Genomic DNA, 22,785 nt, shown 5'->3' on the forward strand with positions numbered 1-22,785 from the left:
CAGGCCGCCGGACTGGCGGCATCGGCCTGCGGAGCGAAGGTAAGACCAGAACCCGTTCTGGCCCAACGCGAAGAAACAGGAAGCCACGGAATCCCCGCAGGAAGCCGTGCCGCCTAGCGGCACAGCAACCCGCGGGACGGCCAGAATCCCCGGGCTTCAGCCCGAGGAGCATGTCAAGCGGCTTCCACCACGTCCGCCGGGTTAGCGAACTGTGTGCGGTACAGCTCCGCGTACCGGCCCTCCTCGGCGAGGAGCGTCTCGTGGGTGCCGCGCTCCACGATGTGGCCGTCCTCGACCACCAGGATCTGGTCGGCCGACCTGATCGTGGACAGGCGGTGGGCGATCACGACGGCGGTTCGGCCTTCGAGCGCCTCCGCGAGCGCCTCCTGCACGGCCGCCTCGGACGTGTTGTCCAGGTGGGCGGTCGCCTCGTCGAGGATGACGACGCGCTGCCGGGCGAGGAGGAGACGGGCGATCGTCATGCGCTGGCGTTCGCCGCCGGAGAGGCGGTAGCCGCGCTCGCCGACGACGGTGTCGAGGCCGTCGGGCAGGGCGTGGACCAGGTCCTCCAGGCGGGAGCGGCGCAGGACGTCCCACAGGTCGTCCTCGCTCGCTCCGGGCCTGGCCAGGAGGAGGTTCGCGCGGACGCTGTCGTGGAAGAGATGGCCGTCCTGGGTGACCATGCCGAGGGTCTCGCGCAGGGATACGGCGGTCAGGTCGCGGACGTCGACCCCGCCGATGCGTACGGCGCCCTCGTCGGTGTCGTAGAGGCGGGGCATGAGCTGAGCGACGGTCGACTTGCCGGCGCCGGAGGTACCGACGAGGGCGACGGTCTGGCCGGGTTCGGCGCGGAACGAGATGCCGTGCAGGACCTCGGCGCCCCCGCGGGTGTCGAGCGAGGCGACCTCTTCGAGGGAGGCGAGGGAGACCTTGTCGGCGGACGGGTAGCCGAAGCGGACGTCCTCGAACTCCACGGCGACGGGTCCCTCGGGCACCTCTCGGGCGTCCGGCTTCTCGTCGATCAGCGGCTTGAGGTCGAGCACCTCGAAGACGCGCTCGAAGCTGACAAGGGCGCTCATGACCTCGACGCGGGCCCCGGCCAGGGAGGTCAGCGGCGCGTAGAGGCGGGTGAGGAGCAGGGCGAGGGAGACGACGGCGCCCGCGTCGAGAGTGCCCTCGATGGCGAAGTAGCCGCCCAGGCCGTAGACGAGCGCGAGAGCGAGGGCCGAGACGAGGGTGAGCGCGGTGATGAACGCGGACTGCGCCATGGCCGTGCGGACGCCGATGTCCCGGACGCGGCGGGCGCGGGCGGCGAACTCGGCGGATTCGTCCCCGGGCCGGCCGAACAGCTTGATCAGGGTGGCTCCGGGCGCCGAGAACCGCTCGGTCATCCGGGTTCCCATGGCCGCGTTGTGCGCAGCCGCCTCGCGCTGGAGCCGGGCCATCCGCGTACCCATGCGCCGCGCGGGCACCACGAACACCGGCAGGAGCACCAGCGCGAGGAGCGTGATCTGCCAGGACAGCGTGAGCATGACGGCGAGGGTGAGGAGCAGGGTCACGACATTGCCGACCACGCCGGAGAGCGTGTTGCTGAACGCTCTCTGCGCGCCGATCACATCGTTGTTGAGGCGGCTCACGAGGGCGCCGGTGCGGGTCCTCGTGAAGAAGGCGACGGGCATGCGCTGCACGTGGTCGAAGACCGCGGTGCGCAGGTCGAGGATCAGGCCCTCGCCGAGGTTGGCCGAGAGCCAGCGGGCGACGATGCCGAGGCCCGCCTCCGCGACGGCGATCACCGCGATGAGGAGGGCGAGGCGGATGACGGTGCTCTCGTCCTTGCCGGCGACGATGGTGTTGACGACGTGCCCCGCGAGGACCGGGGTCGCCACGGCGGTCAGCGCGGTGACCACGCTCAGGACGACGAACTGGGCGATCCGGCGCCGGTGCGGACGCGCGAAGGCGGCGATGCGGCGCAGGGTTGCGGGGGCGAAAGGTCGGGTGTCCTGCTGGGCGTTCATGACGCTGTGCAGCTGCGTCCACGCCGTGGTCTCCATGCTCATGAAGTAGACGGTAAGACCTTAAGCAAAGTTGAGGTCAACACGGATGCTTCATTTCGAGGTCCGTGGGCCTCTGGGAGGGGCGCGGTCGACGTGCCACGCTGAACGTCACTCAATGACGATCACTTAGGAGGACCCGGGATGCCGGTCCGCGTCGAGCGCCGAGGGCATGTCACCACCGTCGTACTGTCCCGCCCCGAGGTCCGCAACGCGGTCGACGGGCCCACGGCCGCCGAACTGGCCTCCGCTTTCAAGGAGTTCGACGCCGACGAATCCGCCCGCGTAGCGGTGCTCTGGGGCGAGGGAGGCACGTTCTGCGCCGGCGCCGACCTCAAGGCCATCGGTACGGAGCGCGGCAACCGGGTCACCGAGGAGGGCGACGGGCCGATGGGCCCGACCCGCCTGCGGCTGTCCAAGCCGGTGATCGCCGCCGTGAGCGGGCACGCGGTGGCCGGCGGTCTCGAACTGGCGCTCTGGTGCGACCTGCGGGTCGCCGAGGAGGACGCCGTCTTCGGGGTGTTCTGCCGGCGCTGGGGCGTGCCCCTCATCGACGGCGGCACGGTGCGGCTGCCGCGACTCATCGGCGAGAGCCGCGCCATGGACCTGATCCTGACGGGCCGCCCGGTGCCCGCCCCGGAGGCGTACGCGATGGGGCTCGCCAACCGGCTCGTGCCGCCCGGCCGGTCGCGGGCCGAGGCGGAGGAGCTCGCGGAGCAGATCGCGGGCTTCCCGCAGGCCTGTATGCGCGGCGACCGCGCCTCCGTTCTGGACCAGGCGGGTCAGGGCGAGGAGGCGGCCATGGCGGGTGAACTGCGGTACGGGACGGCCGTGCTGGAGGAGAGCCTGAAAGGGGCCGCGCGGTTCGCTTCGGGGGCGGGGCGGCACGGGTCGTTCACCGACACGTGACCCGGAGCCGCGCCCGCCCCCGGCGAACGGTCAGTCGGAGGTGTGCAGCGGCACCGTCAGCTGCTTCAGCCAGGTGCCGGTGGTGAAGTCGCGCGCCTTGATGACGACCGAGTGGGGGCCCACCTCGACCTGGAGGCCCTGGTTGAAGGCGCCGCCGAGCGAGACCTCGCCGCCCTTGCCGTCGTCCATCCAGCCGACCTGTACGGCGGCGGTGTTGACGACGGTGAACCCTTCGAGGTTGCCGGTGCCGGGGACGACGCGGCGCACCACCCAGTCGGACAGGTTGAGGTCCCAGTGCGTGTGCCCGGAGAACAGGAACACGTCCTTGTGGCGGCCCAGGATCGACAGGAGCCGGTCGGGCTGGAGGTAGTCACTCATGTAGAGCTTGTTGTGCGTGCCCGACACGGTGTTGGGCAGCGGGTGGTGGGTCAGGACCATGACGGGACGGCGGCGGCGCGCCCAGTGGGCGAGCCGGTCCTCGAGCCACGCGAACTGCTCGTCGCTGATCCACACCTCGTCCCACAGCTTCGCGTCGTGGTAATGGGAGTAGCGCTCGGTGCCGAGGCTGAGGACCGGCACGCCGCCGAACGAGGTCTCCGAGTAGACCTTGCCCCGCTCCGCGAACGTGTAGAAGCTGCGGAAGAGGGAGTCCTCGGTGGTGCCGTTGGGCCAGGTCGCCTGGGCGAGGGTGTTCGGGTCGCTGTACTTCGGCACGTAGAACTCGTGGTTGCCGATCGCCCACGCCACGTCCTTGGGGTGCGGGTGCTTGTCCAGTGTCTGGCGGACGGCCGCGTACTCGAAGTCGTAGCCGCGCGGGGTGATGTCGCCGGCTATGCCGAGGCCTGCGCTGCGGGGGTTGACCGAGTGCAGGTCGTCGAGCGCCTTGCCGAAGTCCGTCAGGTCGCCCTGGATGTCGCTGATGATGTTGAACCGCACGGTCCCGCCGTCGCCGTGGCGCTGGGCCGCGGGCTCGGCGGCGGGTGCTGCGTCGGCCGCGGGCGCGGAGACCAGGGAGCCGGTCGCGGCGAGCGCGCCGCCCGCGAGCGTCGCGCGCCCCGTCGTGGCCATGAACGATCTGCGATCCATCGGTGTTTCCTCCAAAGCGACTGCCCCCGTGTACGGGTGGTTGGTCGCCCCGAGCGTTACGGGTCGCGATGGCCTGACGACATACCGGAGGTGACCGACGCCTTAAGACTGGTCTAGCCCAGTTACCTTTTCGAGATATGACCGCGGTCAACGTGCCCCGCTGCCCTTCAGCCCAGTTCGAGGGTGGTGACGCCGAAGACCCTTTCCTGGGCGAACGGCCGGACGGGGCCGGTGTACATGCGGGCCGTGGCGAACCCGGGGGTCAGGCCGTACGCCTCGGCGAGTGCCACGCCGGCCGGGTTGGATTCGGGCACGTCCACGGCGACAGGGACCCGGCCGACCGCGGCGAGCAGGGCGTCGAACAGCGCGCGGGCGACCTGCGGGGTGTCCGCGAACAGCGGTCCGACGCGGAAGGTCTCGCGGCCCGGGCGGATGACGCCGTAGCCGGTGACGCGGCCGTCGACGACGCGGGCGAGCGCGCGATGCCCGTCACCGGCGAGCCAGGAGGCGAGGAAGCGGGGGCGTTCCGCGGGGTAACAGGAACTGTCGTACAGGGCGATGGACTTGAGGCCGCCCGCCTCGGCGACGGGGACGACGGTGCCGGGTGCGGGGTCGACCTCGGCCGGGTGCGGGGTCTGCGGTACGCCTGCATAGCGGACGGTCGTGTGCGCCAGTTCGAAGCCGGACTTGCGGTAGTTGTCCTGCTGGGCGGGGACGCCGTCGAGGCCGACCGTCCTGCTGCCCGCGTGCGCGAGACCCGCCTTCCAGGTGGCGATGCCATAGCCGCGGCCGCGCAGGTCGGGCCGTACGAGGTAGAAGCCGAGGAAGGCGTAGTCGTCGTCGTAGTTGACCACGGAGATCGCGGAGGCCGGCTCGCCGTCGACCCGGCCGATGAAGAAGCCGTCGGGATCCTGGGCGAAGAAGCTGCGGGCGTCGGCGAGGCCCGGGTTCCAGCCCTCGTCCGCGGCCCAGCCACTGATGACGCCCCAGTCGTCGAGCGTGGCCCGGGTGATGTCGAGCCGCTCGGGCACCTCGGGGGTGCCGGCGGTCCGGTGGTTGCCGGAGGTGTGGGGGTCCGGTCGCGTCATCGTCGCCTCTCCGTTCCTGCGCGGCGCGCCCCTGGCCCGCCGCCCTTGATCCATGCCGGGCCCATCCTTCCCGATCACCTCCCTCCGCCGCGACCACTGAGGCACGATGATCGGACACCTGGCCGAACTGAGTCTTTTCACAAGGGAGTTGCCGCATGGGGGAGATCACGCCGTCGCCCATCGACCGGATCGACACCAGCAAACCGCATCCCGCACGGGTCTACGACTGGTTCCTGGGCGGCAAGGACAACTATCCGGTCGACGAGGAGCTCGGCCGGCAGATCGTGGCCCTCGAACCGCAGGCCAAGTACGCGGCCCAGCACAACCGTTGGTTCATGCAGCGCGCCACACGGCATCTCGCCGGGGCGGCCGGGGCGCGCCAGTTCCTGGACATCGGCAGCGGCATCCCCACGGAGCCCAATCTCCACCGCATCGCCCAGGGCGCCGCGCCCGACGCCCGTGTGGTGTACGTGGACAACGACCCGATCGTGCTCGCCCACGCGGGGGCGCTCCTGCGCGGCACCCCGGAGGGCCGCACCGAGTACCTCTCGGCGGACGTGCGGGAACCGGAGAAGATCCTTGAACTCTCAGCAGACATCCTGGAGTTCGATCGCCCGGTGACGCTGTCACTCATCGCGCTGCTCCATTTCATCCCGGACTCGGACGGCGCCCAGGACCTCGTGCGCACCCTGGTGGACGCGCTGCCGTCGGGGAGTCATCTGGTCCTGTCGCAGCTCGCCGGGGACTTCGATCCGGAGCGGACGCGGGAGGCCGTGGCGATGTACGCGGCGGGCGGGGTGACGCTCGTGCCGCGCTCGCGCGAGGAGATGGGCCGCTTCTTCGACGGGCTCGACCTGCTGGAACCCGGGATCGTGTGGCTGCCGGACTGGCATGCGGAGCTCGGCGTGGACGAGGTCAGGAACGGTTCGCCGGTGCCGCTGTACGCGGGGGTGGCGCGCAAGCCGTAACTCTCAGCCGCACCCCCAAATCTTTATGGTCATCTTGACTATATTCATGGTGCGCCATATCGTCGTCATGACGAAAACGACCAGGGGGTTCCCGTCATGGCCGACATCAAGCGACGCTTCGGACTGCACCACCTGCGCTCCGCACCTACCGCCCACATCCGCCACCACAAGCGCGGCGCACTCGCCCACGACGGCACGGGCGTGAGCTTCTGGTTCCGGGCGCTGAGCGCGGCACTGTCCGAAGTGCCCGTCGACGACCGGGAGTTGGCGGTCACGTTCCACGCGCGGACCGCCGACTTCCAGGACGTCGCCGTGCAGGCCTCGGTGACGTACCGGATCAGCGACCCCGCGCTCGCCGCCGCCCGGCTCGACTTCTCACTCGACCCGGACACCGGCGCCTGGCGCGGCACACCCCTGGAGCAGCTGTCCGCGCTGCTCACGGAGACGGCGCAGCAGCACGCGCTGGACGTCCTGGCGCGCACCCCGCTCGCGGAGGCCCTCGCCGACGGTGTGACGGCGGTGCGCGAACGGGTCGCGGCGGGCCTCGCCGCCGAGCCCCGGCTGCCCGCCACCGGCGTGGAGGTCGTCACCGTACGCGTCGTGGCGCTGCGCCCCGAGCCCGAGGTGGAGCGGGCGCTGCGCACGCCGGCCAGGGAGCGGATCCAGCAGGAGGCGGACCGGGCGACGTACGAGCGGCGCGCGGTGGCGGTCGAGCGGGAGCGCGCCATCGCCGAGAACGAGCTGGGCAGCCGCATCGAACTGGCCCGGCAGGAGGAGCAGTTGGTGGAGCAGCGCGGCACGAACGCGCGCCGCGAGGCCGAGGAGAACGCGGCGGCGGACGCGGTACGCGCCGAGGCGGAGGCCGCGCGGGCGGTGCGCCTGGCCGGCGGCGAGGCGGAGGCGGCGCGCGCGGTCGGCGAGGCGCGGGCGCATGCGCAGGAGGCGTGGCTGCGGGTCCACTCCGAGGTCGACGCCGCGACCCTGCACGCCCTCGCCGCCACGCAACTGGCACAGAACGTGCCGCGGATCGAGAACCTGACCCTCTCCCCCGACGTTCTCACGGGCCTGCTCGCCCGGCTCGGCCACGACCGGGGTGAGCGACCGTGACGCTCGCCCCGCGCGCGGTACTCGTCCACCGGACCACGGAGTACGAGGAGTTGCTGGCCCGGCACGGCACACACGGCCAGGCGGCCTTCTTCCTCTCCTCGCGCGGGCGCTCCGTCGAGTAGGTGGCCGAGCGCCATCACCGTACGGCGCGAGCCCTCGCGGAGGTCGCGGCGGCCGTGCCGCTGTCGTGGCGCAGGACCCGTCTCGAGCGGGCGGATCTGGACCGGTTCCTGTTCGGCCCGGAGGACGTGGTGATCGTCGTCGGGCAGGACGGTCTGGTCGCGAACGCGGCCAAGTATCTGTCGGGCCAGCCGGTCGTCGGCATCGACGCGGATCCGGGGCGCAATCCGGGGGTTCTGGTGCGGCACCGAGTGGCCGACGCGGCGAAGCTGCTGCCGGCGGCCGTTTCCGACCGGGCTTCCGCCGACGAACTCACCATGGTGGAGGCGGTCGCCGACGACACACAGCGGTTGCTCGCGCTCAACGAGATCTACCTCGGTCCGCCGTCGCACCAGACGGCGCGCTACCGGATCGGCCCCGACGACGACACACGCGCGCCCGAGGCCCAGGCCTCCTCAGGCGTCCTGGTCGGCACCGGGACCGGCGCCACCGGCTGGCTGCGTTCACTGTGGCAACAGCACGCGAGCACGCTGCAGCTGCCGGGCCCGGCGGAGCCCCGGCTGCTCTGGTTCGTGCGGGAGGCCTGGCCCTCCCCCGCCACCGGAACGTCCCAGGTGGAGGGCTCCCTCGGCCCCGCCGACCGTCTGCGCGTCACGGTCGAGTCCGACCGCCTGGTGGCCTTCGGCGACGGCGTGGAGAGCGACGCACTGGAACTGACCTGGGGTCAGACGGTACGCGTGGGACGGGCCCGGGAACGGCTGCGGCTGGTGGCCTGACCGGCACCCCGGCGACTACTCCGGCGGCGTCGGGGTGTCGTGGCTGTGGTACATCGCCTGGATGTCGAGCTCCAGCTTCACCGTGGGTCCGACGACCGCGATGCCCCGGGCCAGCATGCTCCGCCAGTCCAGCGTGTAGTCCTCCCGGTGGAGTTCGGCCGTGGCGAGGGCCGCGCAGCGCAGCTCCTCCGCGTAACCGCCGTTGACCATGCCGAGATAGCCGGTGTCCAGCTCCACCGTACGGCTGACGCCGTGCATGGTGAGCGCGCCCTGGATCGTCCACTTGGTGCCGCCGCGGTACAGGAAGCGGTCGGAGGAGAAGTGGATGTACGGGTAGCGCTCGACATCGAGGAAGTCGGCCGAACGCAGGTGGTTGTCACGGGTCTTGTTGCCCGTCGTGATGCTCGCCGCCTCGATCCGCACCTCGACTCGCGAGTCCGCCATGTCGTTCGCGACCTGGATGCCGCCGTCGAAGCGGGTGAACCGGCCGTGGACGTGCGCCATGCCGACATGCTTGGCGATGAACCGGATCGCGGTGTGTGGCGGGTCGAACAGCCAGGTGCCGGGCTGCGGCAGCTCCGGCGGGCGCCCCATGTGCAGCTGCACCGAGGTCAGCGGGAGCGTCTCACCGGCGACGACGTCGACCGTCTGCTGGTGGGGCTGGAGTCCGTCGGCCGCGATCATGACGCTGTACCGGCCGGGCGGCAGCGTGAGGAAGACGAGGCCGTACGGGTCGCTGACCACCTTCGCCACGACGCGGCCGTTGCCGACCCGCGTCACCGTGACGTCCGCCCCCGACATCGGCTGCCCCATGGGGTCGGCCACCTCGCAGTGGAAGGCGCCGGCGCCGTGCGGCACGGGGTGCACCAGTCCTGCCCCGCGCGGGTCACGTCCGGACCGGCTCCTCCTGAACAGCGCGAGGGGCATGCAGATCACCTTCCGACTCGGCCGCAGAATGTCCGCAGCGGGCTCGTACATACGATCCCATGTCCGCGATCTCCGCTGATCAAGGGCGCTAAGGGTTACCGGCGGCAACTGCGTGGCGAATACACGGGAATCCGACATTCCACCGCGGAGGCGTGTCAGATTCCACAGTTCCCTCACCCTTCACCCACTGCTCGACCATGCCCCTGCTCCCCCCGTCGCGGCGCGGGAAGGGCCAGGACGGGCCAGGTTGGACCACTGAGACGCAGCGCCACTTCCGCGCCATATGTCTGCCGATTACGGGTCAACCGTTGACTCGCCCGATCGCGCTCTGACAGATTCTCGACGCCATGAATGCGTCAGAGCCCGACCTCTCCGCCAGGTGGAAACGGTTCGCCGAAGCACACTGGGGCAGGGAGCCTGCCGCGGTTCCGTTCGCCCCGGGCCTCGGGCCGGAGCAGGTGTACGGGGTCGTCGCCGCCGCCTGCGCACCGCCCGCCGAGGACGCGGCCGGCGTCCGCTTCGCCACCGCGACGCAGGGCCGATTACGCGACGCGGGCGCGCTGCTGCCCGGCCGTGACGACCCCGGCCCGGACGCGTACCGTGACCGACTGGCCCGTCAACTCACCGTGTCCGGCTGGCTGTTGAGTGTGCACCAACCGCTGTGGCGGGACTTCGGGCTCTGGGCTCATGTGCGCGAACTCGTCTCCGGGCTGTGGCGGGCGGTGGGCTGGCCCGCCCTGCCGGTGACCGCCGAACTCGCCCTCGGAGAGCACTGCACCGGCCGCGACGCCCCCGCCCCGCGCCCCGGCTCGTTCGCGCTCACGTGGGTACTCGCAGGCGCCATGACGGTCAGGCTCTGGCCCGAGCACACCGGCACCGAGTATCAACTCGCCGCCGGGGTTGGGGACTTGTTGTACTGGCCCGCCGGGTGCCGCCACCTCGATCACTACCTCGACCGCTGCACCACGCTACGAATCGTCGTCCCCGCTCGCCGTGCCGCCGCCCTCACCCACGTACGGGGACTTCTGGCGGACCGTATGCAGGGGAACCCCGTCTACGCGGGTGCCCCCGGCGTCCTGCCGTTCCCTCCCCCGGCGGGCCCGGACGGCGAGATCGGCGCGGCGGGGCCGGTCGCCGGCACCGCGCGGCTGTTCGCCGGGCTCGCCGCCGGCCCGGGGACGGCCAGGGAGTTGCGCGTGTCCTGGGCGGCCCGCAGATCGGCGGCGGGGCTCGAACCGGTGCCTCCGCCACGACCGGCCGTACCCCTCGAGCCAGGAGTGCGCGTACGGGCCTCGGCCGAGCTCTTCCGAATTCCGGACGGCCGAGGACGCGCCGTGTGGGCCGCGAACGGGCACACCCTGGCGGTCGAGGGGACCGGACCCGAACGCGTCAGATACCGGCTGCGGTCCGGAGTGGCGCTCACCATAAGGGAGTTGGGCCGCGGCTCGCGGATGCCCGCGGAGACACTGATCCCGCTCCTGTCCGACCTGCATCGCATTCGCGCCATCGAACTGGTGGACGGAGACGGGGCGGCATGAGGGAGGATCCCCGCGTCACCGAGCCCGCGAGCAGCGACGCCGAGCCCGCGAGCAGCCCCGTCGCCCCCGTCGAGCAAAGGCAGCTGGTCCGGCTCGACCAGCTCGACTGGCGGGAATTCGGCGAGCGGTACTGGGACCGGCACCCCGTGCTGTTCAAGTCGGTCGCGCCCGCCCCCTTCGACGCGCACGAGGTGTTCGAGACCGCTGTCGCCGCGGCCCACCGCGGGGGTCCTTTCGCCGTGCCGCCCTACGCAGGATTCGCGGTCGGCTGCGAGCCCCAGCCCGACCCCGGCGACTTCCTGCCGCAGCCGAGGGACGGCTCGTTCGCGGGCTACCACCAGCGGCTCGTCCGGCAGCTCTCCGGCGAGCCGTACTCCCTGTCCCTTCAGGCGTTTCACGCGTTCCACCATCCGTTGTGGGCGCGCGAGCGCGCCTTCTACGCCGGGCTTTGGGCGCAGGTGGGGCAGCCCGCACAGAGCGCCCTCACGACGCTGGTCCACGGCACGTACGAGCTGCCGATCGCCGAGGCGCTGCCCGGTCAGCGCGTCGCGACGTTCCTGTTCGTGCTGGGCGGGCGGCAGCGGATGCGGTTCGATGCGGCGGACCGGTGCGCGTCCTTCACCGTCGAGGCCGATCCGGGCGACCTGTTGTACTGGCCGTCGCATCTCTGCCCCGTCGCCGAGCCCTACGCCGGTTGGGCGTCGACGGGCGTGCGCGTGAGCGTCGTACGGGAGGGACGGCAGGCGGCGGCCGAACTGTACGACCTGCTGCACGACGTGACGCCCGAGACGCTGCTCACGCCGGACCCGGATCCCGCGGGCGCCGGGCCGTCCGGCGAGGAGGGCCTGCTCGTGCCCGACACCGAGGCGGGGTCGGAGCTGCCCGCACCCCTGGAGCGTGCCCTCGCGCACTTCCGTTCGGCGGGCGCGCGCGGGCCGCTGGAGGAGCGGATCGCCCGGCAGTCCCTGCGGCACTGGACGGCCGGGGGTTTCCGGCCCGTGCCGCCGCCGGCGCCGCGCGGCAGGTTCGGCGACGACGACGTCGTGCGCGCCACGGAGCGCGTGCTGTGGACCGAGGCCGCCGGGCGGCGGCTGTACTCCGCGTGCGGCCATGTGGCGGCCACGGAACTGCCTGCCGCCGACCTGGCCGCCGTACTGCGGGTCCTCAACTCCGGACGACCGCTGCTCGTCAGTGAACTCACCCCAGCAGCAAGGGTGTTGCTGGCAGAACTTACGGCGTTCCGCGCGCTGGAGCGGCTCTGAGGACCCGCCGGTCCGTCATCGCCGTCACTGTCCCGGCGCCGGGATCGCCAGGTACTTGTACTCCAGGAACTCGTCGATGCCGACCCGGCCTCCCTCCCGGCCGATGCCCGACTGCTTGACGCCGCCGAAGGGGGCCGCCGGGTTGGAGACGAGGCCGGTGTTGAGGCCGACCATGCCCGTCTCCAGGCGTTCCCCGACGCGCAGCGCCCGGTCGAGGTCGCGGGTGAAGAGGTAGCTGACGAGGCCCCATTCGGTGTCGTTGGCGGCGCGTACCACCTCGTCCTCGTCGTCGAACGTGAACAGGGCGGCGACGGGTCCGAAGATCTCGGTCCCGGTGAGACCGGCGTCGCGCGGCACCCGCACGAGGACGGTCGGCGGGTAGAAGTAGCCTTCCCCGTCCGGGATTTCGCCGCCGGTGAGGACCTTCGCGCCGCGGTCCACCGCGTCGTGTACGAGCCGGTCGACCTTGTCACGGCCGGCGGCGTCGATGAGCGGCCCGACGTTCGTCCCGGGTTCGGTGCCGGGACCGACCGTGAGGGCGCTCATGCGCGCGGCGAGCCGGGAGGCGAACTCGTCGGCGACCGAGCTGTGCACGAAGATGCGGTTCGCGGCCGTGCACGCCTCTCCCATGTTGCGCATCTTCGCCACCATGGCGCCCTCGACGGCCGTGTCGAGGTCCGCGTCGTCGAAGACGATGAGCGGCGCGTTCCCGCCGAGCTCCATCGAGGTGCGGACAACGGTGTCGGCGCACTGGGCCAGGAGGATCCGGCCGACCTGGGTGGACCCGGTGAAGGACAGCTTGCGGACGATTCCGCCGCGCAGCAGCGGTTCGACGAGGGCGCCGGCGTCCGTGGTGGTGACGACGTTCAGGACGCCGTCGGGCAGGCCCGCCTCGGTGAGGATCCCGGCAAGGGTCAGGGTGCACAGGGGTGTCTGCGGCGCGGGCTTGAGGACCATGGTGCAGCCCGCGGCGACGGCCGGGCCGATCTTGCGGGTGCCCATGGCGAGCGGGAAGTTCCAGGGGGTGACGAGCAGACAGGGGCCGACGGGCCTGCGCATGATCAGGTGGCGGCTGCGGCCGTCGGGCGAGGGTGCGAATCCGCCCTCGATCCGTACGGCCTCCTCGGAGAACCAGCGGAAGAACTCTGCGGCGTACGCGACCTCGCCCCGCGCCTCCGCGAGGGGCTTGCCCATCTCCAGGGTCATCAGGAGGGCGAGGTCCTCGGTGCGGGCGATGATGATCTCGTAGGCGCGGCGCAGGATCTCGCTGCGGGCGCGGGGCGCGGTGGCGGCCCATGACTCCTGCGCGGCCGCGGCGGCCTCCGCGGCGCGCCGGCCGTCGTCGGGGCCGGCGTCGGCGACCTCGCACAGGCTCTCGCCGGTGGCCGGGTTGACGACGGAGAAGGTGCGGCCCCCGGCCGCGTCCTGGAGGCGGCCGCCGACGAGGAGCTGCTTGGGGACGTCCTCGACGACTCGGGGCGTGGGGTGGGTCGTTGTCATACCGGTTCCTCCATCGCTGGTCAGCGGGTCGCCGTCGCGGTCTCCACGGCCGCGGCCCAGGCCCGCAGGCCGTCGTCGATCTGCCCCTCGTCGACGACGAGCGCGGGGATCATCCGCACGACGTTGCCCCAGGGTCCGCAGAGCAGGAGCAGCAGTCCCTCGTCGGCGGCGGCCTGCTGGGCACGTACGGCGGTCGCCGCGTCGGGTTCCCCGTCGGGGGTGGTGAACTCGCTGGCGAGCATCAGGCCCAGTCCCCGTACGTCGCCGATCACCTCCGTCTTCGCGGCGACGTCCTCCAGGCCGGAGCGCAGGCGGGCGCCCATGGCGGCCGCGTTGGCGACGAGCCCTTCCTCCTCGACGACCTCCAGGGTGGCGACGGCGGCGGCGCAGGCGACGGCGTTGCCGCCGTAGGTGCCGCCCTGCGAGCCGGGCCGCGCCTTGTGCATCAGCGCCTCGGGGGCGGCGATCCCGGAGAGCGGGAAGCCGCTCGCGAGGCCCTTGGCGGTGATGAGGATGTCGGGGCGTACGCCGAAGTGGTCGTGGCCCCAGAAGCGTCCGGTGCGGCCGACGCCGGTCTGCACCTCGTCGAGGACCAGCAGGATGCCGTGGCGGTCGGCGCGCTCCCTGAGTCCTTGCAGGAAGGCGGAGTTGGCGGGGACGTAGCCGCCTTCGCCGAGGACGGGTTCGACGAGGATCGCGGCGGTGTCGTCCGGGTCGGAGACGGTCTGGAGGAGGTGGTCGAACTCGCGCAGCGCGAACCGCGTCGCGGTCTCCTCGTCCCAGCCGTAGTGGTAGGCGTTCGGGAAGGGCGTGATGGCGACGCCCGCCATCAGCGGTCCGAAGCCGGTACGGATCTTCGTACCGGACGTGGTGAGGGAGGCGGCGGCGACGGTACGGCCGTGGAAGCCGCCGTGCGCGACCACGATGTTGGGCCGGCCGGTGGCCTGCCGGGCGAGCCGCATGGCCGCTTCGACGGCCTCGCTGCCGGAGTTGGCGAAGAAGAGGCTGTCGAGTCCTTCGGGCAGAACGGATCCCAGCTTCTCGACGAGGCGCTGAAGGGGCCGGTGCAGGACGGTCGTGTACTGGCCGTGGATGAGGGTGGCCACCTGCTCCTGGGCGGCGGCGACCACGCGCGGATGGCAGTGGCCGGTGCTGGTGACGCCGATCCCGGCGGTGAAGTCCAGATAGCGGCGGCCGTCGGTGCCGTAGAGATGGACGCCTTCCCCGCGTTCGGCGACGACGGGGGTGGCCTGGCGCAGATGCTCGGACAGTCGCGTCATGCCTCCACCCTCAACGCTGAGCCGAAAGGACGTCAATGGGCCACCTGTGACGATCCGCCCCCTGGGGGCCCACGGGTCACCCGGATGGCCTCGACGACCGTCGGCTCGGTCACCCGTTGCAGGCCCGCCCATTCAATTCGCAGGAGTTCTGCGTAACCGGCCCAACCGGCAGGGTTCCCAAGGGAGTCGGGTTATGCAACAGTCCTGCGTAACCCGATGTGAGGGAGCGGATCGGCATGGCTGGGGCACGGGGGCATGACCTTGCGGCGTTGCGCGGGCTCAACACGGGTGTCGTGCTGCGGGCACTGCGCAAGGAGAGTCCGCAGACCGTCAGCCAGTTGACGGCAGCCACCGGGCTGTCGCGGCCCACGGTCGAGGCGCTGGTCGACGAACTCGTCTCGCAGGGCTGGATCGCCGAGACCGGCATTCCGCCCACCGGGCGCACCCCCGGCCGTCCGGCTCGTCGGCTGCGTTTCCGGTCCGAGGCCGGGCACGTCGTCGGTGTCGACATCGGGCTGCGCAAGATCGTACTGGTGCTCGCCCGGCTCGACGGCGAGGTCGTCGCGCGTGAACGGGACCACATCGCCGAGGAGTTGAGCGGCACGGAGCGTATCGAGCTGCTCCGCGGACGGCTGCGCCGCTTCCTCGCCGACCACGGTCTGCGCCCCGAGGCCGTCTGGGCCATCGCCATCGGCGTGCCCGGCATGGTCGACGACACAAGCCGGATCCGGTCGGTGATCGTCCCGGAGTGGACCGACCTGGATCTCGCGCGCCGCCTCGCCGACGACTTCCCGTGCCGGATCCTCGTCGAGAACGACGTGAATCTCGCGGTGCTCGCCGAGCACTGGCAGGGCGCGGCGACGCTCGCGGACGACGTGGCCTGCGTGCTCGTCGGGCGGCGCATCTCCTGCGGCCTGATGATCAACGGCAAGTTGCACCGCGGGCGCCGCGGCGGCGCGGGCGAGCTGGGCATCCTGCCCCAGCTCGGCCTGGACGCCGCAGAGAAGTGGCTGGCGTGGGACGGCGAGCGGCTCGCCGGCGAGTCCGAGACGGACGCCCTCGCGCGGGCCGTGCGGGCCGGGGACGCCGGCGCGCGCGCCGTACTCGACGGATATCTCGCCGGTGTCGCCCCGGGCATCGCCGCGCTCGTTCTCGCCCTGGACCCCGAACTCCTGGTCCTCTCCGGCGCGCTCGCCCCGGTCGGTGAGCCGCTCGGGCCCCTGCTCACGGAGCAGCTGCGACCGCTGACGCTGCACGTGCCGCGCATCGCGGTCAGCGCGCTCGGCCGTGAGGGCGTGGCCCTCGGCGCGGTACGCCGCGCGCTCGACGCTCTCGATCCCCATCTCCCGTACGGGCCAGGCTCGTTGCGCCCGTCCCCTGCCCCCTGACCTCTCCACCGTCCCCCCTCACCCTCCGGAGGCGCGTATGCGCAGGAGAACGCTTCTCGCCGGTGCGCTCGCGGCCACGCCCCTCGTGGCCGCGTGCGACAACGGCGGCGGGGCTTCCGGTTCCACCTCGTCGGGCGGCCGCGGCCGCACCACCATCTCGTACGGCATCTGGGACCAGGCCCAGCTCGCGGGCATGCAGCAGATCGTGAAGGCGTTCGAGGCCAAGAACCCCGGCATCTCCGTGGACATCCAGCTCACGCCCTGGTCCTCGTACCCGACGACGCTCAGGACGTCGAATGCGCGGTGGGACCGCGCCCGACGTGTTCTGGATGAACGCCGTGAACATCCAGCTCTACGCGGCGAACAGCGTCCTGGAGCCGCTCGGCCCGTACGCGGCCCGCGACCGCACCCCGCTCGACCGGCACCCCGAGACGCTCGTCAGGCTGTAATGCCGATCAGTGCCGGCCTGACGTCCCTGGAGGGCCAGTTCGAGACGAACTACCCGGTGATGATGGCGGGTTCGCTCATCGCGAGCCTCCCCATGATCGTCCTCTACCTCTTCCTCCAGCGGCACTTCGTGCAGGGCATCGCCCAGAGCGGCACGAAGGGCTGAGTCGCACGTGGGGCTGAGCCGCACACAGGCCCGAAACCCCCGTTTCCAGAAAGGAACAACATGACACGCCTCGATGTGGGTCTGATCGGCGCGGGCGGCATCGCCCGGGCCCATCTGCCCGCGTGGATCGAGCTGGGCGCGCGCGTCACCATCCTGTCCACGGACGGGAACGCGGAGAAACTCGCCGCGAAGTACGCCGAGTCCGGTGTGACGGCCACGCACAGCCTGGCCGGACTCCTGGACCGCTCCACCGTCGTCGACATCTGCACACCCACGTTCACGCACCGGGAGCTCGCTCTCGACGCGATCGCCGCCGGCAAGCACGTCATCTGCGAGAAGCCCCTCGCCCTCACCCCCTCCGAGGCCGCCGAGATGGCGGACGCGGCCGGGGCGGCGGGCGTCCTGCTGTTCCCCGCGCACGTGGTCCGTTACTTCCCCGCGTACGCGGCGATGGCCGAGTCCGTCGGCAAGGGCGCCATCGGGACCCCTGCGGTGCTGCGCTTCACCCGCTCGGGCGCCTACCCCGTGTGGGCGCCGTGGTTCTCCGACCCGGCCCTGTCCGGCGGCATCCTGATGGACCAGATGATCCACGACCTCGACTTCGCTCGCATGCTCGCGGGCGAGGTCGTACGCGTCCACGCCCGGCTCCGCGGCCGTCAGGAGCCGGGCGCGAAACCCGGTGACGTCGCGGTCGGCACGGCTGTCCTGACCCACGCGTCGGGCGCGATCAGCCACGTCCTCGGAGTATGGGGCCTGCCCGACCTCCAGTTCCGTACGACGTTCCGAGTCGCGGGGCCCGACGGGATCCTGGAGCACGACTCGACAGCCCTGCCCGGGTTCCGCATCCTCGCCCAGGGCACACGCCCGCCCGGCGAGGGCATTCCCGGCAGCCCGATGACGGAGAGCCCGTACCTGACGGAGCTTCGCGAGTTCGCCGGGGCGGTGGACGGCGGGCCCGCTCCCCGCGTGACCGCCCGCGACGGCGTCGAGGCGGTGCGGATCGCGGCAGCGGCGGCCACCTCGGCCCGTACGGGCGAGCCCGTGGAACTCAAGATCTCCGAGGAGGCGGCCCGATGAAGGTCGGAGTGCTGTCGTTCGCACATGTCCACGCGGGCGGGTTCGCCCGCCTGCTCGACGGGATGGCAGGCGTCGAGGTCCTGGCGGCCGACCCGGACACGGATCTGGCGGCGCCGGGCGAGGTCCGCGGCCGGGAGTTCGCCGACCGGCTCGGGGTGGCTTACGCGGACTCGTACGAGGAGCTGTTCGCCTGGGGCCCCGACAAGGTCGTCGTCTGCTCGGAGAACGTCCGCCACCGGCCCCTCGTGGAGCTGGCGGCGGCGCACGGCGTGGACGTGCTGTGCGAGAAGCCCTTGGCGACGACGGAGGAGGACGGCGCGGCGATGGTCGAGGCGTGCCGCGCCGCGGGTGTGCGGCTCGCGGTGGCGCACCCCGTCCGTTTCAGCCCGGCGTATACGGCGGTCCGCGCCGCCGTACGCTCCGGCACGGCCGGCGGTGTCCTCGCGGTGTCCGGCGCCAACAACGGATATCTGCCGGCCGCGCGGCGCCGCTGGTTCGCCGACCCCCAACTGGCGGGCGGCGGAGCCCTGATGGACCACACCGTGCACATCGCGGACCTCCTGGACGACCTGTTCGAGGCGTCCCCCGCGACCACCGTGTACGCACAGGTCAACAACGTGCTCCACGAGGGAGAGGTGGACGCGGACACCGCGGGGCTCGTCACGGTCGAGTACGCGAACGGCGCCGTCGTGACGATCGACTGCAGCTGGAGCCAGCCCCAGCACCATCCGGCCTGGGGCGGGTTGCAGATGCAGGTGATCGGCGACCGGGCGACCCTGGAGATGGATGCCTTCGGCCAGAAGGTCCACGGCTTCAGCGAGTCGTCCCGCGCGCCCTTCGAACTTCCCTACGGCGTCAACCTGGACGCCCTGATGCTCCACTCGTTCCTGTACGGGAGCGACGGCGGGACGAGCGTGACGGACGGCGAATCGGGGCTGCGCTCGCTGCGGATCGTGACGGCGGCGTACCGGTCGGCGCGGGAAGCGAGGGCGGTGCCGGTGCGGTGAGGTCCGGCGGCTTCTGCCATCGTGGCCGCATGAGTGAACTGGTGGACCGCGTGGACGAACAGGACCGCGTGCTCTGCGCCGTGGACCGGGGCGCCGCGATACGTGAGGGGTGGTTGCACCGGGTGGCGACGGTCGTGTGCCGGGACCCGGCGGGACGGATCCTCGTGCATCGCAGGGCCCCGCATGTCTCGCGGTTCCCGGGGCGGTACAACTGGCTGATCGGCGGGGGCGTCGACGCGGGCGAGTCGTACGAGGCCGCGGCCGCCCGCGAGCTCGCGGAGGAGCTCGGGGTCACGGCCCCGGTCCGCTTCGTCTTCAAGTACCTGTGCCGCGGGGAGATCAGCCCGTACTGGCTCGGGGTGCACGAGGTCACCGTCGACGGGCCGGTCGCGCCGCTTCCCTCCGAGATCGTCTGGCACGACTGGCTCACCGAGGCCGGCCTGACGAACGCGATGCGCCAGTACCCGTTCGTGTCGGACTCCCTGGAGGCGCACGCGCGGTACGTCGCGCTGGGCCGCGAGGGCGGGGCGGGGACGGCGCGCTGACGAGTGGGTGCGTGGCCGGGGAGTTGGCCTCGGCCGGGCGTCCACCCGTAGACGCAGGTGAGCGCCATCCCCCGCGCACGTGCGCCCGACGCGTGCGGCAGGATGTCCCGGCGCGTCGGTGCAGGCGCGGCAGCACCACTTACGGACAAGCAGGTAGCAAGGTGACGACACATCACATACGGCCGCTCCGGGCGGCGTACGACGACCTCGGTCACGGCGCGGGAGGCCGCCGGTGAACCGTGCGATGACTCCTGACGATCTGATAGTGGCCGGGATCGCGGTCGCCGCAGGGCTCGCGGCCGGTCTGCTCCTGCGCATGATGCTGCGCTGGCTGGGCGTGCGCGCGGACCGGACGCGCTGGGGCGGCGACGACGTCATCGTGGACGCGCTGCGCAGTCTCGTGCCGTGGGCCGCGGTCGCCGCCGGTGTCGCTGTGGCCGCCTCCGCGCTGCCGCTCACCACCCGGACCCGGCACAACGTCACCGTGACGCTGACGGCGCTGCTGATCCTCGTCGCCACGTTCACCGCGGGCCGGGTGATCTCCGGGCTCGTACGGTCGGTGGCGCAGTCGCGGTCCGCGGTCGCCGGGTCGGCCACCATCTTCGTGAACATCACGCGGGTCGTGGTGCTCGCGGTGGGCTTCCTCGTGGTCCTGCAGACCCTGGGCATCTCCATCGCCCCGCTCCTGACCGCCCTCGGCGTCGGCGGTCTCGCGGTGGCGCTCGCGCTCCAGGACACGCTCGCGAACCTCTTCGCGGGCGTGCACATCCTGGCCTCCAAGACCGTGCAGCCCGGCGACTACATCCGGCTCAGCAGCGCCGAGGAGGGCTACGTCGTCGACATCAACTGGCGCAACACCGTGGTGCGTCAGCTCTCCAACAACCTGGTCATCATCCCGAACGCCAAGCTCGCCTCCACCAACATGACCAACTACAGCCGCCCGGAGCAGCAGATGACGCTGCTCGTCCAGGTCGGCGTCGGCTACGACAGCGACCTGGAGCACGTCGAGCGGGTCACGGCCGAGGTCGTCGAGAGCGTCATGGTCGACATCACCGGCGCCGTCCCCGACCATGAACCGGCCATCCGCTTCCACACGTTCGGCGACTCCAGGATCAGCTTCACGGTGATCCTGGGCGTCGGCGAGTTCAGCGACCAGTACCGGATCAAGCACGAGTTCATCAAGCGCCTCCACGCCCGGTACCGGGACGAGGGCATCCGGATACCGGCGCCCACGCGGACGGTGGCCCTCCAGCAGGGAGCGGTGACCATTCCGCACCAGCGCGAGGCCGCACCGCCGATTCCGTAACGGCGACATGGTCAGGGGGAGCCGGTCCGTCCGGACAGCGGACCGGCTCCCCCACACGTGCTTCCGACCCCGCTGGGTCAGTCGCGCGCCACCGTCCCCGTGACCTTCAGGTTGCGGATCCGGCCGTTGTTGTCGAACGAGCCGAAGCCCACGCGGCCCGAGGAGAACACCGGGTCCGTGCCCGTGATGAGCGGCGTGCGGCTGCCGTCCATGTAGACGGCCGTCTCGCCGGTGTCCGCGCAGTGGGTGAGACGGACCTTGTGCCAGGCGGCGTCCTTGATGGCCGGGGGCGCGCCGTAGGTGCCGTTCCACTGGTCGTCGATGCGGAGCCGGTCCGCGTTGTTGACCGTGAACAGGCCGTTGTGCGGGTAGATGCTGTTGTCGCTGGACAGGTGCGCGTACTGGAACTGGGTGTCGGAGTTGTAGTCCCAGACGACGATGACGTCCCGGTTGGTGATGTCGACCGGGGTGTCGATGCGCACCTCGGCCTCGATCGTCACGTTCGAGTAGCGCGGGCCCGCGGTGAGGACGGCGTACTCGAAGGGGCGGCGCGGGCCGGGGCGGGAGACGCCCGGCTCGGTGAGGACCGTCTCGCGCCGGGTGAACTCCCACTTGGCGGGAGTGACCGGCGCCCAGTTGTCCGCGCCGGTGGTGTGCGTGGTGGGGGTGTTGCCCACCTTGCAGTCGGCGAAGGTGCGGGTGCCGGTGACCTTCCAGACCTTGCCGTTCGCCTTGGAGACGATGTACAGGTCACCGGCGAGGTCGGTGCCGAAGCGCAGGTCGACGCGCTGGTCCCCGGCGAGGTCGCGCATGGTGACCTTCTTGCCGGTGGCCTGGTCGAACAGCATCAGCGACTTGAGCGGCGCGAGGCCGGCGCCGCGGCGCATGTCGTGGGTGTCGGCCGCCAGGATCCGGCCGTCGACGAGGTCACCGAAGATGTACGTGCCGCGCAGCTCGGGCGCGTCCTTGCCGCGGTAGACGAAGCCTCCGGCGATCGCCCGGCCCACGTCGGAGCGGCAGTCCCAGCCCGCTCCGGGATCGTGGTCGTACGCGGCCACCGGGTAGGTGTAGCCGTACTTGGCGTCATCGGCGGGCAGCGGCGCGATGCGGGCGCACGGGTCGGTGGTCTTCTTGTCGAAGAGGAACGGGCCCTCGCGTTCGCTCCAGCCGAAGTTGTCGCCGGCCTTGACCTCGTAGACCGACTCGATGGCGTGCTCGCCTATGTGGCCGAGGTACATGCGGTGGCTGCCGCCGGTGTCCCAGCTGAAGCGGTGCGGGTCGCGCATGCCGACGGCGTAGATCTCACCGAGGGCGCCCGGTGTGGACACGAACGGATTGGTGGCCGGGATGCCGTACTTGCCGTTGGCGCTGTTGCGTCCCGCCGGATCGATGCGCAGGAGCTTGCCGTGCGGGAGCGCCATGTTCTGCGGTTCGCTGTTGCCGACGCCCTGGCCGCCGTCGCCGACGGCGAGGTAGAGCAGCCCGTAGTCCTTGTCGTGGGGCTTGGCGGTCGGGTTGAAGTCGATCTGCTGGATGCCGTGCACCTGGCCGGTGAAGCCGATGCGCAGGACCTCGCGGTGGGTGCCGTGGAAGACGGCGGCCTTCGGGTCGTCGGCGGTCCACTCGGTGATGACGCCGTGGTACGTGGTGGTGCCCGCCTGCTTGAAGTCGGGAGCCTGGGTGACCTGCGAGGCGAGTTCGGTGTGGATGGTGTAGAAGCGGCCGTTCTTCGCGAACTGCGGGTGGAACGCGGCGTATCCGAAGCCCTGGCCGAGGCCGCGGCCCGAGAAGAAGTTCGGGAAGGTGCCCTTCACGTCGAGGTACGGGTGCGGGGTGCCGCCGGTGTCCTTGCCGGCGGTGCCGGGGTCGGTGAGGTAGAGCGTCCCGTTGAGGTCCGGGGTCGCCATCCGGCCCGAACCGTCGGGGAGTTCGTTGATGGTGTTGATCCTGGCGTGCCGCATCAGACGCGGGTCCGTCGGGGCCGGGAGCGGCTCCGACTTGGGGAACTGCGCGTATTCGGTGAGGACCAGGCCGGTCCTCGACTGGGCGGGCTTCTCCGGGATCGGGTCACTGAGGCCCGCGGTCGCGGCGGCGGGTGCGGGCTCGTCGGCGTGCGAGGGCGCGGCGAGCCCGCCGAGCGCCAGGGTGGCGGTGACGGCGAAGGCCGCCCAGAGTCTTGGGTTCTTGCGTCGTGCTGCCATGCGGGTCCCTTCGGATGGCGAGTACGGCTGGGGAGA

20 protein-coding genes and 1 pseudogene are annotated in these 22,785 nt (G+C 71.7%); 13 read left to right on the forward strand and 8 right to left on the reverse strand.

The annotated features are described in order from the left end of the window. Window positions 1–173: 173 nt before the first annotated feature. A complete protein-coding gene (locus tag ACWFR4_RS13875; protein WP_453465837.1) occupies window positions 174–2,051 on the reverse strand; it encodes an ABC transporter ATP-binding protein in 1,878 nt (625 codons plus the stop codon). Between the two features lie 144 nt (window positions 2,052–2,195). Here ACWFR4_RS13875 and ACWFR4_RS13880 point away from each other — a divergent pair, with 144 nt between their 5' ends. Further along, window positions 2,196–2,960, forward strand: a complete 765-nt coding sequence (locus ACWFR4_RS13880) for a crotonase/enoyl-CoA hydratase family protein (RefSeq protein WP_453652509.1) — start codon at window positions 2,196–2,198, stop codon at window positions 2,958–2,960. Between the two features lie 30 nt (window positions 2,961–2,990). Here ACWFR4_RS13880 and ACWFR4_RS13885 read toward each other — a convergent pair whose 3' ends face one another. Together ACWFR4_RS13885 and ACWFR4_RS13890 are read right to left on the reverse strand one after the other, a co-directional pair. Then, window positions 2,991–4,046, reverse strand: a complete 1,056-nt coding sequence (locus tag ACWFR4_RS13885; protein ID WP_453652511.1) for a metallophosphoesterase family protein — start codon at window positions 4,044–4,046, stop codon at window positions 2,991–2,993. A gap of 167 nt (window positions 4,047–4,213) precedes the next feature. Then, window positions 4,214–5,134: a GNAT family N-acetyltransferase gene (locus ACWFR4_RS13890; RefSeq protein WP_453652513.1), complete on the reverse strand. Its 921-nt coding sequence runs from the start codon at window positions 5,132–5,134 to the stop codon at window positions 4,214–4,216. Window positions 5,135–5,289: 155 nt separating this feature from the next. On the opposite strand from ACWFR4_RS13890, the gene ACWFR4_RS13895 reads away from it, so the two are divergent. The 3 genes and pseudogenes from ACWFR4_RS13895 to ACWFR4_RS13905 all read left to right on the forward strand — a co-directional run bounded on the left by ACWFR4_RS13895 (window position 5,290) and on the right by ACWFR4_RS13905 (window position 8,105). Next, entirely contained in the window at window positions 5,290–6,102 is an 813-nt protein-coding gene (locus ACWFR4_RS13895) for an SAM-dependent methyltransferase (RefSeq protein ID WP_453652515.1), read from the forward strand. Between the two features lie 96 nt (window positions 6,103–6,198). Then, the gene (locus ACWFR4_RS13900) at window positions 6,199–7,209 is read left to right on the forward strand and encodes an SPFH domain-containing protein (RefSeq protein WP_453652517.1); all 1,011 of its coding nucleotides are present in this window, start codon (window positions 6,199–6,201) and stop codon (window positions 7,207–7,209) included. After that, window positions 7,206–8,105, forward strand: a pseudogene (locus ACWFR4_RS13905) (hypothetical protein). The gene ACWFR4_RS13900 and the pseudogene ACWFR4_RS13905 overlap by 4 nt, the downstream one beginning before the upstream one ends. Before the next feature lie 15 nt (window positions 8,106–8,120). Here ACWFR4_RS13905 and ACWFR4_RS13910 read toward each other — a convergent pair. Then, a complete protein-coding gene (locus ACWFR4_RS13910) occupies window positions 8,121–9,032 on the reverse strand; it encodes a YceI family protein (RefSeq protein WP_453465824.1) in 912 nt (303 codons plus the stop codon). Between the two features lie 347 nt (window positions 9,033–9,379). On the opposite strand from ACWFR4_RS13910, the gene ACWFR4_RS13915 reads away from it, so the two are divergent. Both ACWFR4_RS13915 and ACWFR4_RS13920 read left to right on the forward strand, forming a co-directional pair. After that, window positions 9,380–10,570: a hypothetical protein gene (locus ACWFR4_RS13915; protein WP_453652519.1), complete on the forward strand. Its 1,191-nt coding sequence runs from the start codon at window positions 9,380–9,382 to the stop codon at window positions 10,568–10,570. Then, the gene (locus tag ACWFR4_RS13920) at window positions 10,567–11,832 is read left to right on the forward strand and encodes a hypothetical protein (RefSeq protein WP_453652521.1); all 1,266 of its coding nucleotides are present in this window, start codon (window positions 10,567–10,569) and stop codon (window positions 11,830–11,832) included. The genes ACWFR4_RS13915 and ACWFR4_RS13920 overlap by 4 nt, the downstream gene beginning before the upstream one ends. A 24-nt stretch (window positions 11,833–11,856) precedes the next feature. On the opposite strand, the gene ACWFR4_RS13925 is transcribed toward ACWFR4_RS13920, so the two are convergent. Together ACWFR4_RS13925 and ACWFR4_RS13930 are read right to left on the reverse strand one after the other, a co-directional pair. Continuing rightward, window positions 11,857–13,332 carry an NAD-dependent succinate-semialdehyde dehydrogenase gene (locus ACWFR4_RS13925; protein ID WP_453652523.1) on the reverse strand — a complete coding sequence of 492 codons (1,476 nt, stop codon included), beginning with the start codon at window positions 13,330–13,332 and terminating at the stop codon, window positions 11,857–11,859. Window positions 13,333–13,352: 20 nt separating this feature from the next. After that, window positions 13,353–14,612, reverse strand: coding sequence for an aspartate aminotransferase family protein (locus ACWFR4_RS13930; RefSeq protein ID WP_453652525.1), 1,260 nt, complete (start codon window positions 14,610–14,612; stop codon window positions 13,353–13,355). A gap of 236 nt (window positions 14,613–14,848) precedes the next feature. Here ACWFR4_RS13930 and ACWFR4_RS13935 point away from each other — a divergent pair, with 236 nt between their 5' ends. Beyond that, complete coding sequence (locus tag ACWFR4_RS13935) at window positions 14,849–16,000, forward strand: ROK family transcriptional regulator (protein WP_453652527.1); 1,152 nt, start codon at window positions 14,849–14,851, stop codon at window positions 15,998–16,000. An 18-nt stretch (window positions 16,001–16,018) separates the two neighbouring features. Here the strand turns inward: ACWFR4_RS13935 and ACWFR4_RS13940 are convergent, their stop codons facing one another. Further along, the gene (locus ACWFR4_RS13940; protein ID WP_453652529.1) at window positions 16,019–16,258 is read right to left on the reverse strand and encodes a hypothetical protein; all 240 of its coding nucleotides are present in this window, start codon (window positions 16,256–16,258) and stop codon (window positions 16,019–16,021) included. A 38-nt stretch (window positions 16,259–16,296) separates the two neighbouring features. Between ACWFR4_RS13940 and ACWFR4_RS13945 the strand changes: the two genes are divergently transcribed. The 6 genes from ACWFR4_RS13945 (at window position 16,297) to ACWFR4_RS13970 (ending at window position 20,548) form a co-directional block, all read left to right on the forward strand. After that, the gene (locus tag ACWFR4_RS13945) at window positions 16,297–16,449 is read left to right on the forward strand and encodes a hypothetical protein (protein WP_453652531.1); all 153 of its coding nucleotides are present in this window, start codon (window positions 16,297–16,299) and stop codon (window positions 16,447–16,449) included. Continuing rightward, window positions 16,449–16,613, forward strand: a complete 165-nt coding sequence (locus ACWFR4_RS13950) for a hypothetical protein (RefSeq protein ID WP_453465813.1) — start codon at window positions 16,449–16,451, stop codon at window positions 16,611–16,613. The genes ACWFR4_RS13945 and ACWFR4_RS13950 overlap by 1 nt, the downstream gene beginning before the upstream one ends. Before the next feature lie 60 nt (window positions 16,614–16,673). Further along, the gene (locus tag ACWFR4_RS13955; RefSeq protein WP_453652533.1) at window positions 16,674–17,690 is read left to right on the forward strand and encodes a Gfo/Idh/MocA family protein; all 1,017 of its coding nucleotides are present in this window, start codon (window positions 16,674–16,676) and stop codon (window positions 17,688–17,690) included. Continuing rightward, a complete protein-coding gene (locus ACWFR4_RS13960) occupies window positions 17,687–18,697 on the forward strand; it encodes a Gfo/Idh/MocA family protein (RefSeq protein ID WP_453652535.1) in 1,011 nt (336 codons plus the stop codon). The genes ACWFR4_RS13955 and ACWFR4_RS13960 overlap by 4 nt, the downstream gene beginning before the upstream one ends. A 29-nt stretch (window positions 18,698–18,726) precedes the next feature. Continuing rightward, window positions 18,727–19,242 (forward strand): NUDIX domain-containing protein, encoded by a 516-nt coding sequence (locus ACWFR4_RS13965; RefSeq protein WP_453652537.1) that lies wholly within the window; start codon window positions 18,727–18,729, stop codon window positions 19,240–19,242. 232 nt (window positions 19,243–19,474) lie between these two features. Then, window positions 19,475–20,548 (forward strand): mechanosensitive ion channel family protein, encoded by a 1,074-nt coding sequence (locus ACWFR4_RS13970; RefSeq protein WP_453652539.1) that lies wholly within the window; start codon window positions 19,475–19,477, stop codon window positions 20,546–20,548. Window positions 20,549–20,625: 77 nt separating this feature from the next. Here the strand turns inward: ACWFR4_RS13970 and ACWFR4_RS13975 are convergent, their stop codons facing one another. Then, window positions 20,626–22,749: a PQQ-dependent sugar dehydrogenase gene (locus tag ACWFR4_RS13975; protein ID WP_453467884.1), complete on the reverse strand. Its 2,124-nt coding sequence runs from the start codon at window positions 22,747–22,749 to the stop codon at window positions 20,626–20,628. Window positions 22,750–22,785 lie beyond the last annotated feature (36 nt).

The organism is Streptomyces sp. NPDC055140 (assembly GCF_053607285.1).